Origin of the sequence: Acinetobacter lactucae (assembly GCF_013344765.1) — a bacterium.
Classification (GTDB): Bacteria; Pseudomonadota; Gammaproteobacteria; order Pseudomonadales; family Moraxellaceae; genus Acinetobacter; species Acinetobacter lactucae_A.
The window spans coordinates 1-13,957 of sequence record NZ_JABVBF010000088.1 but is presented as its reverse complement, the minus strand read 5'-3'; the positions used below and the strand labels follow the sequence as shown (position 1 = coordinate 13,957).

General features: G+C 38.5%; 12 protein-coding genes. 5 read left to right on the top strand and 7 right to left on the bottom strand.

Annotated elements, in window-relative coordinates:
* A partial coding sequence (locus tag HUN22_RS10345) for a hypothetical protein (RefSeq protein WP_174728826.1) occupies window positions 1-112 on the top strand: 112 nt, incomplete at its 5' end.
* A gap of 58 nt (window positions 113-170) precedes the next feature.
* On the opposite strand, the gene ppk1 is transcribed toward HUN22_RS10345, so the two are convergent.
* Both ppk1 and mtgA read right to left on the bottom strand, forming a co-directional pair.
* Window positions 171-2,249 carry a polyphosphate kinase 1 gene (gene ppk1, locus HUN22_RS10340; RefSeq protein WP_174728823.1) on the bottom strand — a complete coding sequence of 693 codons (2,079 nt, stop codon included), beginning with the start codon at window positions 2,247-2,249 and terminating at the stop codon, window positions 171-173.
* A 104-nt stretch (window positions 2,250-2,353) separates the two neighbouring features.
* Window positions 2,354-3,031, bottom strand: a complete 678-nt coding sequence (gene mtgA, locus HUN22_RS10335; RefSeq protein WP_174728820.1) for a monofunctional biosynthetic peptidoglycan transglycosylase — start codon at window positions 3,029-3,031, stop codon at window positions 2,354-2,356.
* A 76-nt stretch (window positions 3,032-3,107) separates the two neighbouring features.
* Between mtgA and HUN22_RS10330 the strand changes: the two genes are divergently transcribed.
* Window positions 3,108-3,917 carry a rhomboid family intramembrane serine protease gene (locus HUN22_RS10330; RefSeq protein WP_174728817.1) on the top strand — a complete coding sequence of 270 codons (810 nt, stop codon included), beginning with the start codon at window positions 3,108-3,110 and terminating at the stop codon, window positions 3,915-3,917.
* Window position 3,918: 1 nt separating this feature from the next.
* Here HUN22_RS10330 and HUN22_RS10325 read toward each other — a convergent pair whose 3' ends face one another.
* Together HUN22_RS10325 and HUN22_RS10320 are read right to left on the bottom strand one after the other, a co-directional pair.
* Window positions 3,919-6,378 (bottom strand): ABC transporter permease, encoded by a 2,460-nt coding sequence (locus HUN22_RS10325; RefSeq protein WP_174728814.1) that lies wholly within the window; start codon window positions 6,376-6,378, stop codon window positions 3,919-3,921.
* A gap of 3 nt (window positions 6,379-6,381) precedes the next feature.
* Entirely contained in the window at window positions 6,382-7,074 is a 693-nt protein-coding gene (locus tag HUN22_RS10320; RefSeq protein WP_174728811.1) for an ABC transporter ATP-binding protein, read from the bottom strand.
* A 44-nt stretch (window positions 7,075-7,118) separates the two neighbouring features.
* Here HUN22_RS10320 and HUN22_RS10315 point away from each other — a divergent pair, with 44 nt between their 5' ends.
* Complete coding sequence (locus tag HUN22_RS10315) at window positions 7,119-7,742, top strand: arylesterase (protein WP_174728807.1); 624 nt, start codon at window positions 7,119-7,121, stop codon at window positions 7,740-7,742.
* A 35-nt stretch (window positions 7,743-7,777) separates the two neighbouring features.
* Here HUN22_RS10315 and HUN22_RS10310 read toward each other — a convergent pair whose 3' ends face one another.
* Entirely contained in the window at window positions 7,778-8,392 is a 615-nt protein-coding gene (locus HUN22_RS10310; RefSeq protein WP_004703121.1) for a carbonic anhydrase, read from the bottom strand.
* A gap of 284 nt (window positions 8,393-8,676) precedes the next feature.
* Here HUN22_RS10310 and HUN22_RS10305 point away from each other — a divergent pair, with 284 nt between their 5' ends.
* Both HUN22_RS10305 and HUN22_RS10300 read left to right on the top strand, forming a co-directional pair.
* Window positions 8,677-9,702, top strand: coding sequence for an alpha/beta fold hydrolase (locus HUN22_RS10305; protein ID WP_174728804.1), 1,026 nt, complete (start codon window positions 8,677-8,679; stop codon window positions 9,700-9,702).
* 26 nt (window positions 9,703-9,728) lie between these two features.
* Entirely contained in the window at window positions 9,729-10,736 is a 1,008-nt protein-coding gene (locus tag HUN22_RS10300) for a hypothetical protein (protein WP_174728802.1), read from the top strand.
* A 23-nt stretch (window positions 10,737-10,759) separates the two neighbouring features.
* On the opposite strand, the gene HUN22_RS10295 is transcribed toward HUN22_RS10300, so the two are convergent.
* Window positions 10,760-13,024: a TonB-dependent siderophore receptor gene (locus HUN22_RS10295; protein WP_174728800.1), complete on the bottom strand. Its 2,265-nt coding sequence runs from the start codon at window positions 13,022-13,024 to the stop codon at window positions 10,760-10,762.
* A 169-nt stretch (window positions 13,025-13,193) separates the two neighbouring features.
* Entirely contained in the window at window positions 13,194-13,832 is a 639-nt protein-coding gene (nfuA, locus tag HUN22_RS10290) for a Fe-S biogenesis protein NfuA (protein ID WP_002117617.1), read from the bottom strand.
* Between the last annotated feature and the right edge of the window lie 125 nt (window positions 13,833-13,957).

Genomic DNA, 13,957 nt, shown 5'->3' with positions numbered 1-13,957 from the left:
AAAATTCAATGTTTTATGTAAAAAATCACATATTTTAAAAACATATTGCAGTGCTTCAAATTATTATCGTTTATCCAACAACCATTTAGAAAAACTAACTAAATTACTTTGAATTTCAGCTAATTAAAAAGCCGACAAAATGTCGGCTTTTATTTAATCCTGAAAATACATTATTTAATGATTTCCAATAGTGCCCTTTGAGCATTATGCAATTTTTCACCCTCTGCTGGCTCAGCACGCACCCAAGTACCATCTGACTGTAATAACCAAGCTTGCTGATTATCTTGCAAATAGTTCACGAGGCCTTGTTGATAGATACGCTTTTTCAGTGCAGGGTCTTCAACAGGGAAACATGCTTCAACACGGTTAAATAAATTACGATCCATCCAGTCTGCGCTTGAGCAGTAAATACGTGCATCACCATTATTACTGAAGTAATAAACGCGAGTATGCTCAAGGAAACGTCCTACAATTGAACGTACACGAATATTTTCCGATAAGTTAGGTAAACCCGGACGTAAACAGCAAATAGAACGAATAATCAGGTCAATCTGAACACCCGCTTGAGATGCTTCATATAATTTATTGATCAATTGAACTTCTGTTAGAGCGTTCACTTTGACAATAATTTGAGCTTTACGTCCTGCCTTAGCATTGGCAATTTCTTCATCAATAAAGTTGATGAGTTGAGCATGTAAGGTAAATGGTGCATGTAATAGCTTTTTCAATTTCGCCATTTTGCCCATACCCGTCAGTTCTTGGAAGATACGGTGCACATCTTCACACAGATCTTTATCAGTCGTCATAAGACCATAATCTGTATAAATTCGAGCATTCATCGCATGGTAGTTACCCGTTCCTAAATGAACATAACGCACCAGTTTGTTATTTTCACGGCGTACCACCATAATCATTTTGGCGTGAGTTTTATAACCCACGATACCGTAAACAACGACAGCCCCCGCTTCTTGTAAAACGTTCGCTACTTCAATATTTGACTCTTCATCAAAGCGGGCACGCAATTCAATAACTGCGGTTACTTCTTTTCCATTACGCGCTGCTTCTGCCAAAATTTGTACAATTTCAGAGTCAGCGCCACTACGGTAAAGTGTCTGCTTAATTGCCAATACTTGTGGATCGCGAGCAGCTTCACGAAGGAGCTGAATTACTGGAGCGAAAGATTCAAACGGATGATGAAGCAAAATGTCTTGCTTCTGCATTGCCGAGAAAATACTTTCGGTCTTTTTAAACACTTTAGGCACAACTGGCGTATGCGAGTCATAACGCAAATGAGGACGTTTAAAATTTGAAACCAGACGGGCTAAGTTTACTGGACCATCAACTTTGTATAATTGCTCATCGCTTAAATCAAATTCTTCTAATAAGTATTCATAAATATGCTGTGGACAGTTATGAGTTACTTCTAAGCGAACCGCGCGACCAAAACGTCGAGAACTTAATTCACCTTTTAAAGCTTTAGCTAAATCTTCAACATCTTCATTTAATGCCAAGTCTGCATTACGTGTAACACGGAATTGATAACATCCAGTTGCAGTCATTCCTGGGAATAAATCAGACACATGCTCATGGATAATTGCAGAGAGCATGACGTGATGTTCTTTACCACCTGTTAACTCATCCGGCAGTCGAACGACACGCGGTAATGAACGTGGTGCTGGTACCACAGCTAAATCAATTTGGCGGCCAAAAGCATCTTTCCCTTCTAAAGTCACAATAAAGTTCAAGCTTTTATTAACGAGACGTGGGAATGGATGTGCTGGATCTAAGCTAATTGGTGTTAGTACAGGTGCAACTTGCTCTTGAAAATATTTCTTAATCCAAGCCGACTGTGCTGGCGTTAGTTCGCCACGGCGAAGGAAGCAAATATCTTCTTCACGTAACTTAGGTAATATTTCTTCATTTAAAATACGATACTGACGTTCAATCGCGGCATGAGCAGTTTCAGAGATTTTTTGTAAAACTTGTCTTGGCGTCAATCCATCAGGGCTACGACTTTCATTGCCTAGAGAAAATTGCTCCATTACCCCCGCAACACGAATTTCAAAAAACTCGTCTAGATTACGTGAAAAAATGAGCAGGAAATTCATTCGCTCAAGTAATGGATGTAAAGGGTCTACCGCTTGTTCCAATACACGCAAATGGAAGTCAAGAATAGACAATTCACGATTTATATAACGGTCATTATAACTATATTCTATTGGGGTCGTTGGTGTAATCGCTGTATTCATGTCTAACTCAATTCTCTATCCAGCCAAAATCTCTATAAAACAGTATGCTGCAAAAATATGACAATTTGGTAAAAACTAAAAAATTAACACATCTTTAAACATCATTATTCAGGAATTTGGGTGCCATTCATATAACGTAAAATAACGCGTTTTCGATATTGTAGTTTACGATCATTACGATGATCTTGATAATATTTCGGATCTGGCAATAACGCGGCTAAAAAAGCAGCCTGTTCACGCGTTAAGCTTCTAGCACTTTTACCATAATAATATTGCGCGGCTGCTTCAACACCATACAGATTTTTGCCAAACTCAACGGAGTTCATGTACACCTCAAGAATTCGGCGTTTTGACCACATTCGCTCCATCATCCATGTTGCGACAGTTTCTTGGCCTTTACGAATAAATGAACGCTTATTGTATAAAAATAGGTTCTTTGCAAGTTGCTGAGACACAGTAGAGCCACCAGCAACTACTTCACCCTCTTCATTATTACGCTCTAGAGCAAAACGAATCCCCTCCCAGTCAAAACCATGATGGTGGATAAATTTTGCGTCTTCTCCAGCTAAAATCGCATGTTTGAAATTGTCGCTAATATCATCATAGTCAAGCCACTCATGGATGATCGGCTCGGATGTATCTGACCAATAATCCAATCGCATAAACATGGTGGTATCAACTTCATGTGTACGCCACCAGACTAAACTTGAGAAAATCCAAAGTTGAATGAGGAGAATTGCCCCAATAAAAATTAACAACACGCGAACAATAAAAGCTTTCATGTTCGTCCTGATCTCCTGTATTCAACTTTTTTCATGTTAAGCTGTTAAGCATGTTTATATATAACAAAAGCATAGCATGACTCAATATCAGCCTCCGCACATTAATCGTAAACTCAATGTACAAACTTGGTGGCTGACCGCCCTATTGATCTTGATTAATGTAGGTTTGTTTGTCTGGCAAATTGCGACTGGTGTCGATATTAGCGACCCAGCCATAAAAGATGCTATTCATTGGGGTGCAGATTTTACACCACTTACTTTTTCTGGGCAGCCCGAACGTTTATTTACAAGCATGTTTTTTCATTTTGGTCTCGTCCACCTCATGCTTAACATGTGGGCACTCTATATTTTCGGTAATGTTGCTGAGTCACTATTTGGTCGCTTCTACTTTATAGGCATGTATTTACTTGCTGGCTTATTCGGTAGCCTTCTCAGTAGTTATATGACTATTCAGAATGGACATGAATTACTACAACATTTCGATCAGAGCCTACTTCCTCATGTCAGTGCAGGCGCTTCAGGTGCCGTGATGGGATTAGGTGCTGCATTAACTGTTCTTTCTTTATTCCCTCCGCTTCCGCATCAAGCTTACATACTCGATAAAAAAGCTTTATTAATGGTTATGGCCATCAACCTTGTTTTTGGTTTTGTCGCAACGGGTATTAATAATGCCGCGCATATTGGCGGCATTATTATTGGAGCATTCCTTGCACTGATGTGGTACTTAAGCTATGTCAGCAAGTTAAAAACTATACTTAAAATTTTAGGCTTATTAGGCGCAGTAATTACTACAGGTGGCTTTTATATGTACTGTGTGCAAATCAATACGCCTTTACTTCCACTCTGGCATGAAATCATCATCCAGAACCCTGACATTATTCCTTAACCTATAATTGATTTAACTCTCTTAAACTTTGTAAAGGCGGTAAATTGCAGAGGTAACCTAGTCGATAACGACCAATCAGGGCGCAAACCAGCATCATACCAAAAGGTAAAATCAGCCATATTTCAATATGCCACTGTAGGGCCATATTCATTTTATAACTAGCAATCGCACTAATCACTTCTGCAAAACAGCAGGCAACTATGCCTGCTAACAGACCTAAGAAACCAATCTCAAAACTGAGCATTTGCTTCATTTTATTTTTAGATAAACCAAATGAGCGCAGTAAAGCAACCTCACGGCGTCGCTCATCCATTAACAGGTTTAAGCATGCAATTAATACCAATATTCCAGAAAAACCGACTAATGCTGCCAGTACAGTTACTATTTTAACCAAAACATTCATTAAGCGTTTTACTTCATCCAAAATACGATCAACATCAATAAATACCGTATTTGAGAATTGCTGAATCATATTGATCATTTTAGGTTGATCTTGCTTAGGCACATAGAAACTACCTAAATAACTTCCAGCATTTTCATCTAAGGTTTTAGGTGAAAAAATAAAGAAAAAGTTAGGGCTAAAGCTTTCCCACTCTACGCTCCGGAAATTGACAACTTTGGCTTGTAATGTCCCTTCGGGCAAGCTAAAGGTCAGCTTGTCTCCAATTTGCATTCCTAAACTTTCGGCAGTTTTACTTTCGACTGAAACTTGCCCAATGGCATTAAACTGAGCTTGACCATTTGTAATGACATTGTCATTTGGCATTAGATTTGATTGAGTTAAATTTAGTTCACGGCGTAAAGAATTATTTTGCTTTATCGCCTCTTCTGAAAAAGGTACATCATTTTTAGCCAGCAATCGGCCACGAATATTTGGATATAACGGCGTGCTTTGCCAACCATGTTGCTTTAACTGTTGCTCAAAGGCTTTTAAATCAAATGGAGGCAATCCATAAACAAATTGATTAGGTGTTCCTTCAGGAAGTTGTTGCTGCCAACGCTCCAATAAATCTGTTCTTAATACGCTCAACACTGTAATAAGGCTTAACCCTAAAGCCAATGCAGTAATTTGTAAGGCACTTTGCGATGGAGACCGAATATAAAAAGACAAACGATTTTTCAGCTTTTTTAAGCTACGAAGCAATAGCCAAACAACGACGTAAAGCAAAATACAAAGTAAGATAATTGCAGCCAAAACCAGAATGCTGAGCATTAAGTTTTCGCTCAACACCAAACTAAAAACGATCAGGCTAGTGATCCCTGCAAAAAACATAAAAAATAAAGATTTACGAGATTTGGCTTGCTCGCGAATAACGCGAATTGGAGGTGTATTTAAAAGCTCCCAGATGCTTGGCAAAATAAAACCAAGCAATACGATCACACTCGTAAAAATAGCAATGGGTAAAGGCCCGACTAAAAAAGGTATAACAGAAAAACTTAGCTCTAATTGAGGAATTAATTGCAGCATCAGTTGCAGTAGGCCATAACCCATGATTAAACCTAATAGACTGCCCAACACAATTGAAATCGCACTGACAACACAAAGCAATCCAATATATGCCCACAAGATTTGGGACTTACTGGCACCTAAACATCTGATCAGCGCAATATGATCTTGGTTTTGCTGCACATAACGTTGACTCGTTAGAGCGATGGCAATCCCACACAATAAAATCGTTAAAATATTGGCCAATTGCAAAAAAGTATCTAGGTTTTCCAGCGGACGTAATAACCTACTGTTCGATTCACTTGCATCACGCAATCGCAAACCAACCGTTTCATCTGGGTCTTTAGAGGTTTGATGCTGTTGCTTAAATTGCTTTGAAAAACTCTGAACCTGTTCAGGGCTACCTGCCATTAATAAACGATAATCAATTCTACTCCCTATCTGAATCGCATGAGTCTTAGTAATATCGGTTTGATGAATAATAACGGTTGGTGAAAAGCCTGAAAAACCGAGTTCTTGATTTGAATCACGTACAATCACACCGCTAAAACGGAAGGTAGCGTCAGCAATAGAAACAATATCTCCGCTTTTTACCTTAAGTAAGTCCGCTGCTCTTTGACTTAGCCAAACTTCACCAGATTGAATTTGTTTAGCATTTGGTTCAATTTCCAACTGACCTCTGAGTGGAAATAAAGGCTCTATCGCTTTTACATTGACCATGACAAACTGATCTTGGGTATGTGCCATAGAGCTAAATATAGTGACATTGGTTTGTTTTAAACCAAGCTGCTCTGCCTTTTTTTTCCACGGCTGTTCGATAGGCTCGTTATTCGAGAGAACCAAATCGGCGCCCAACATTTGAGAGGCTTGCAGACTGACCGCATTTTTAACTTGATCATTACTAAATTTCAGAGCAGTTGTTGCACTAATCGCAAGCGATAGAGCAATAATGAGTAAATATAATCCGCCCGTACGAAAACTTTGTAGCAACAGTGGTTTTAGAAGATTACGCATAAGTTAACCACCCTGTACTGTCTTTAATCGGCCATCATCTAATTCAATATGACGCTGGCAAAGGGTTGCTAAATTACGGTCATGCGTCACCAAAATTAAAGTCGTACCTAACTCTCGGTTTAAATCAAAGAGTAGGCTTTCAACCTCTTGTGCTGTCTGACCATCTAAGTTTCCGGTCGGTTCATCCGCAAAAATAATTTGTGGTTCTGCAATGAGAGCTCGTGCAATTGCCACACGTTGCTGTTCTCCTCCAGATAAAACTTTAGGTGTTTGTTCAACTTGACGACTCAGCCCTACTCGATGCAACCAATCTAAAGCTTTTTTCTCTGCGGTTTTATAATCAAAATCTTTGCGTAATCTTAAGGGCAACATGACATTTTCAAGTGCGCTCAACTGAGGCAAAAGTTGAAAAGACTGAAATACAAAACCAATATGCTGCATTCGGATCTGGGCACGTTGTTCTTCAGTTAACTGATGAACTGCTTGACCACACAACCAGATCTCTCCCTCTGATGGCTGATCTAAAGTTGCCAAAATTCCCAATAATGTTGATTTACCTGAGCCAGAACGTCCCGTAATTGCTAGCTGTTCCCCTTCAAAAATCTCTAGATCAATATCTTTTAAAATCGTAAACTGATTTTGGTTAATCTGAATAGTTTGTGTAACTTGATGGGCAGCAATGATGGGTTGTGGCATGATGTGAAAAGTCCTATGTATTCAGAATCAGGGTCGAAGTACAAATGTCTAAATCTTTTTTGATTGGTTCTAAAAGCATCATGCTCATCTCATTAAGTATGTTGCCTATGCTTGTATCGGCGAAAACTATTTTGATTTTAGGAGATAGTATCAGTGCCGGTTACGGAATTGATCCCAAACAAGGTTGGGTACAATTACTGCAAAAACGCTTAGACCAACAGTATCCCAAACAACATAAAGTGGTCAATGCAAGTGTTAGTGGAGAAACAACCAGCGGCGCTTTAGCACGACTACCTAAATTATTGCAGACCTATAAGCCCAACATAGTTGTGATTGAATTAGGCGGAAATGACGGCTTACGTGGTCAACCACCTCAAATGATTCAAAAAAATCTGGATCAGCTCATTCAGTTAAGTCAGAAACAAAAAGCCCAAGTTATTCTTTTTGGCATGAAAATTCCGCCAAATTATGGGGCTGCATATAGCAAGGCTTTTGAAAATAATTATAAAGTTGTAAGCCAAAAATATCAGGTGAAATTGCTACCGTTTTTTCTAGATGGTGTTGCTGGTCAAAAACAGCTTATGCAAAATGATTTGATTCATCCCAATGCTCAAGCGCAGTCAAAACTAGTTAATTTAGCTTACCCATATATAAAAGGTGCCCTATAGGCACCTTTTATCTTTAAGTATTCTTTTTAATATAATCAGAAATCAAAAAAGGTTACTTCACCAGTTTCTAGTGAATATTCTGCCCCTACAACAATCAACTCACCTTTCGCAATCAGGCTCTCTAACACAGCCGAACCATGGCGTAATTGATTTACCGAAGCAAAAACGTTTGAACGCACCGCATGACATGAAAGTTTTTTCAAATCATTTTTTAAATCAGTCTGCATTAAAATTTCAACTGATGGGCGAACGCGGTTCACAATTGACATTAAGTTAGATGATGGTGGGTGATCAGGATTCATTAACGTATCGATTGTTGCTTGAATCGCGCCACAATGACTATGTCCCAATACCACTACAACTGGACAGTCATAACGCTCTGCTGCGAACTCAACACTACCGACTTGTGAAGGTGCAACCACATTACCAGCAACACGAATTACGAATAAGTCACCAAGACCTTGATCAAATACCATTTCTGCTGGAACACGTGAATCTGAACAACCTAATACAATCGCAAAAGGATTTTGATCCTTTGCCATTTCAGCGCGTTCATGATGCGATAAGGTTTTTGCAAGGGAAGTATTTCCATTTACAAATCGTTGATTACCAGCTTTCAGACGATCTAAAACTTCTTGCGCAGTAGGCATTTTATATTTCCATTGTTTTTTCAAGGTTAGAAAGCATTTTAATGTGTCAAAATTTGAATGTCACTGACAAAAAATAAATCCTTTGTCATGAAAAAAATGAAAAGCACCTCATCCTATTTAATGGAGATTTTACGACAAATTCCCTGCTGTTTAGCGAAAAAATAGACATACTTTGGTTCTCCGATTGACTATAATTTTCTTCATTCCAAACATTTGGCAAATGACTCATTGGCAAAGTTTTTCAATAATTTTTCAAACTCGCTTAAGCATCAAGGATGAAATCAATGACAAGGCTGTCCACATCAATTAAAGCCTCTATGAAAAAAACTGCTACCGCACTGACTGTAGCTTGTAGCTTATTGTCAGTCATGAGCATTTCTCAAGTGCAGGCAGCCGACAATATTGATGTGACGTTCCAGAATGTTTTACAGCAAGAACGCAGTTGGGCTGGTTTACAAAGTAAAAGCCTAAAAGTAGGCGATGTGACTTGGTCATATAGCGAAGGCGGCTCTACAACAAAACCAACTTTACTACTCATTCATGGCCTAGCGGGCAGCCGTGATAACTGGAACCGAGTAGCTCGTTATCTCACAACAAATTATCATGTTATTATTCCTGATTTACCAGGCAGTGGTGAAACAATCGTTTCTCAAGACTTCGACTATTCAGTTCCAAATCTTGCAGAAAAATTACGTCGATTTGTTGAAGCTGCAAATTTAAAAGGTCCGATCCACATTGCTGGGCACTCACTCGGCGGCTCTATTGCCCTGCTCTATGCCGGACAATATCCATTTGAAACCAAAAGTTTATTTTTAGTAGATAGCGGCGGTATTTTTCGTTCAGCCAACACAATTTATCTAAAAGATCCTGCTTATCTAAAACAACTCTTAGTATCTAAAAAAGGGGACTTTAACTATTTGTTAAAGCAAACCATGTTTAATCCTCCTTTTATTCCTAAAGAGTTTTTGCAAGCTCAAGAAAAATTGATGATTAATCAGGCACCTCAAACACAAAAACTGGTTGATCAACTAATTGCACTTAATAAGGTTTATACGCCAGATTCATTTGCGGTACTTACCAAAACAATTGATGCACCGATACTCATTTTATGGGGTAAACAAGATAAAATTATTAATGTAGAAGTCGCAAATGAACTGAAACGGCTTTTAAAGAATGCTCAACCTCCCGTTATTTTAGAAAACGTAGGCCATATGCCAATTTTGGAAGCTGAACAGTTGGTCATTCAACAATATGTACCGTTTTTACTGAAAGTAGAAACAAACCAGCCTTTAAAAACGACTACGCCTTAAATAAAACTTCAAACTTGTGAGACCATATGTCTACCCAACCCATCATTGAAAAACTTATTGAAGCTCATCTAGATTTTTTAGATGAGCAATTTGCTCAGACTCAAGTGATTCAACAAGAGTTTGAGCAGTTTTATCATTGGTTGGGAAGTCGGCAATTACAAAACATTTGGACTTTTGAGCAGATTCAACAGCTGATTCAAAAGCAGATTTTAGATACGCCTGCTTCTGATTTTCTGATTGAACAGATCGCTGCGCATATTCATTTTGCGCTGATTCATCCTGCAAATGAAACGGCAACTGTTGAAGATGTTATTCCTGTTTTAACGATTGACCGAATTGCACAGTACGTTGCGAGTAAAGAGCAGCACCGTAAAAAACTGATTAAAACGATTGTGAATAACCCTGCCTTTTCAGCACTTTTGACTCAATTGATTCAGCAAACAATGCATGATTATTTAGATGAATCAATGTCAAAACGTGTGCCGGGCGTAGGCCGTTTCATGAAAATGGGGAAATCTGTTTTAGAAACCGTAACCGATTCAAATCTGGCCGATACAATTAATCATTATTTGCAAAAGAATATTTTAAAACTCAGCCAAATGAGCGAGCGTGTTTTAAACCAACACTTTGACAATGATAAGCTCTATCATTTTCAGGCAAATGTTTGGCATAAAGTTAAAACGATGCCGCTGTCTGTTTTAAAAAATTATATAGAAGTTCAAGATTTATCAAAAACGGTTGGTTTAGGACATGAAATCTGGGACCACATTCGTCAAACCGATTATTTAAAACAACAAGTACATGATGGCATTTACACTTGGTATGTACGTAATCAAGAACGTAATTTTGATTTGTTGCTTCGTGACCTCAATATTGATGAAAGTTTAGTGAAGCATGAACTCACCGCATTGCTTGTACCCATACTACAACAATTAGTCACAACCGGACATTTACGATGCCGTGCTCGTGTTTACCTAGAAAAGTTTTATTATTCTGAAAAAGCATTAGATATTTTAAATAACAAAGGCGCTTAAGGCGCCTTTGTTATTTGTGTTGATTAGAAAGAATATTTTAAAGAAGCGTAATAAGCTCGACCTGGTTCATTATAAGTTTGGCTGATCGAATTACTGTCTCGTAAAATTTGTTTATCAAACAAGTTGCTTACACCCACACGCGTACTTATATTGTCTGAAAATTTATAACCGAGATTAATTCCAGCGGTACTATAACTTTTTACAGTACTTGGCTTAAGCGCAGAATTTGCTCCACCTGAACCAATACCAGATTCGATTCTACTTTCTGCAAACTGACGTGATTTTTGACGACCATACTGAGTAAATACAAAATTCACATCTAACTGATCTGTGATGTCATAATCAAAAATTGAGTTAATTGTATAGACTGGAACTAAAGATAATGGATTACCTGTTTGTTTATCTTTTGAGTCCATCATATATGTAAAGTTGTTAGTCCAGCGAATGTCACCAAAGTCTAATCCTAAGCTTCCTTCAAAACCTTGAATTAATGCTTTAGGCGTATTTTCCCAACGTAAGATATTCCACTTGGTATTGGTCACAGCGCCTGTATTTGCATTCGTGCTTGAACCATCAACTGTTCCAACAACATTTGTACCAGCCACAATTTTATCTTTATAGTCATTGCGGAACCAAGTTAAGCTTGCATTCACGATATCTTTTTGGAACTGGATCCCGAGCTCCTTGTTTACTGAAGTTTCTGGTTTTAAATCACCGTTACCTTGCAACAAGCAACGTGACTCAATATTAGCTGGACAACCATTGCCATTTGTACTTAATAAATACCCTTCGGCATTTTGATACATATTCGGTGCTTTATAAGCTTTTGCCACCCCACCTTTTAAAGTGAAGTAATCGTTAAGTCTTTGGGTAATATTTAAGCTTGGGCTCCAGTTAGAACCAGATTTACTATGGTCATCAAAACGCAGTCCTAACACGACATCTGTGCTATCTGTGAGTTTCAAGTTATCTTCGATATATGCAGAAGCAATACGTGATTCCATTTTACTGCGATCGCCTTTAGCCAATTGATCGCCATAACCTGAACCACTACTGTCTTTCCCTTGATTTGTCGAAACATTATCTTTAAATCTGTCTTCAACCCATTCGGTACCAAGTGTTAATACATGCGGTACATAATATTCAAAAGGAATATTGGCCTCGCCATTAAATCGAAGAGTTTCTAAACGCGAAGTGGCTTTATCATCAAGGTTATTAATTTTTCCTTCTGTGCTGCCACCAAGGCCTTCTGGAAGGCGCTTATTATGTGTTTTATCATATTGAGCAACGAGCTTACTCTTACCCCAAGACCAATCACCTTCATGGGTTAATGCATAGCTATCACGGTACATAGTATTGGTTTCTTTACCAATAAGTTCCGAAAGAATCGCATCCGCTTCAGCATTTGCATTTAATTGAGAGTCACCAGAATAAATATTCCCTTGTTTGCTAGAAGAAACATCAAGCAAAACAGTTTGCTGGTCTGTTGCCTGCCAAGCTAAACGACCCGAAATATCTTTATTTTTAACGCCTTCACGCCCAGCTGCGGTACTACCAATTGATTTATTAATATCAACATCGTCAGCTTCTGTTTTATTGTAATTACCATATAAACGATAAGACAAAACGTCTTTAATCAGTGGCCCACTTAGGTTAAAACCAACACGGTTTGATGCACCTTCTTTAGAGTCTTCAGGCTGCGATGTATAAAACTCTACTGAGCCATGGGTTTCATTAGTGACTTTTTTAGTAATGATGTTAACCACACCACCTGCCGCTCCAGAACCATAACGAGCTGCTGCTGGACCACGTAAAACCTCAATCGATTCGATTGCTTCTGCTGGCACCCAGTTTGAGTCACCTCGTGTATCACGCTCTCCTTTCCAGCCATAACGAACTGAATTACGAGAGTTAATTGGCTTCCCATCCACTAAAATAAGCGTGTTTTCAGGCCCCATTCCACGAATATCAATTTGTCTATTATTGCCACGCTGCCCTGTTGCGCTGTTACCCGTTAAATTGACACCAGGCATACGGCGCACATAATCAGAAATATCATTACGAACTGGTAGTTTTTCTAAATCTTCTTGGGTGATTACTGATACACCGAGCGACTGCTTCACTTGCTCTTCAGCTGTTACAAAAATTGTTTCCAATTTCACAGGTTCAGCAGGCTTCTCTAATGCTTGTTCAGCTTGTTCTTGCTCGTTTTGTGCAGCATAAGCTATAGACATCATACTTGCCAGTACTGAAATAGAAAGCACTGACTGGATAATACGCTTCGACATAAGTATTCCCAATATATTGATTTATTAAACATCTCTCATTTTCAGTTTCGCATTGTAACAAAGATAAATAAAATTACAAATGATATTGATAATAATTATCATTAATTGTATTGAATAATAAAAAAACCTCATCCCGAGGCTTTTTTATTTCACTTTTCAAATAATTCGATTATTTGAAATAAGCACCTTCTGCTTGTGTATGGTCAGTTTGGTCAACCACACGTTGAAGCTCAGGAATGTTCTCTCTTAGAGTGGTTTCGACACCTTGTTTCAAGGTAACGTCAATTGCTGAACAACCTTGGCAACCACCACCAAATTTCAATACAGCAGTCAAACCGTGTTCTGGATCATCTTGTACTTCTACCAAGCTACAATTTCCGCCATGCCCTGCAAGACCTGGGTTAATTTCTGCTTGAAGAATGTAAGTAATACGTTCTTCAATCGAAGCATCTGGACCAACACGTGGAACTTTAGAATTTGGAGCACGGAAAGTGAGCTGACCACCAAAACGGTCTTTGTTGTAATCGATTACGGCATCTAAAAGATAAGGAATAGATGGCGCATCAATATACGCAGGAAAATCAGGATAATCCTGTTTATAATCCGTTGGAATCACTTCTTCTGGCGCACTATATGCCATACAGCATTCCGCACGTGGCGTACCCGGATGCTCAACAAAAATTCGAACGCCAATTCCCGGAGTATTTTGCTTCGTTAGTAAATCGTGCAAATACTCTTGTGCAGATGGTGTAATCAAAAGGTTTGGAATTTCTTCTGCAACAGCAGTGTTGGTGTTCTCAGTCGACATAACAATATTCCTCAAGCTGATGCCTTTATATTAACCGAAGATGAGGTAGATTTAAAAAAAATCAACTAAATTTGTCGGATTTATACACAACAGGGTTTCAAGTTAAGTTTTTAATGGCATTATTG

What these genes read in the sequence shown, in the direction of transcription:
- ppk1 (WP_174728823.1), bottom strand. Translation starts at nt 2,249, where the DNA reads ATGAATACAGCGATTACACCAACGACCCCAATAGAATATAGTTATAAT.
- mtgA (WP_174728820.1), bottom strand. Translation starts at nt 3,031, where the DNA reads ATGAAAGCTTTTATTGTTCGCGTGTTGTTAATTTTTATTGGGGCAATT.
- HUN22_RS10330 (WP_174728817.1), top strand. Translation starts at nt 3,108, where the DNA reads ATGACTCAATATCAGCCTCCGCACATTAATCGTAAACTCAATGTACAA.
- HUN22_RS10325 (WP_174728814.1), bottom strand. Translation starts at nt 6,378, where the DNA reads ATGCGTAATCTTCTAAAACCACTGTTGCTACAAAGTTTTCGTACGGGC.
- HUN22_RS10320 (WP_174728811.1), bottom strand. Translation starts at nt 7,074, where the DNA reads ATGCCACAACCCATCATTGCTGCCCATCAAGTTACACAAACTATTCAG.
- HUN22_RS10315 (WP_174728807.1), top strand. Translation starts at nt 7,119, where the DNA reads ATGTCTAAATCTTTTTTGATTGGTTCTAAAAGCATCATGCTCATCTCA.
- HUN22_RS10310 (WP_004703121.1), bottom strand. Translation starts at nt 8,392, where the DNA reads ATGCCTACTGCGCAAGAAGTTTTAGATCGTCTGAAAGCTGGTAATCAA.
- HUN22_RS10305 (WP_174728804.1), top strand. Translation starts at nt 8,677, where the DNA reads ATGACAAGGCTGTCCACATCAATTAAAGCCTCTATGAAAAAAACTGCT.
- HUN22_RS10300 (WP_174728802.1), top strand. Translation starts at nt 9,729, where the DNA reads ATGTCTACCCAACCCATCATTGAAAAACTTATTGAAGCTCATCTAGAT.
- HUN22_RS10295 (WP_174728800.1), bottom strand. Translation starts at nt 13,024, where the DNA reads ATGTCGAAGCGTATTATCCAGTCAGTGCTTTCTATTTCAGTACTGGCA.
- nfuA (WP_002117617.1), bottom strand. Translation starts at nt 13,832, where the DNA reads ATGTCGACTGAGAACACCAACACTGCTGTTGCAGAAGAAATTCCAAAC.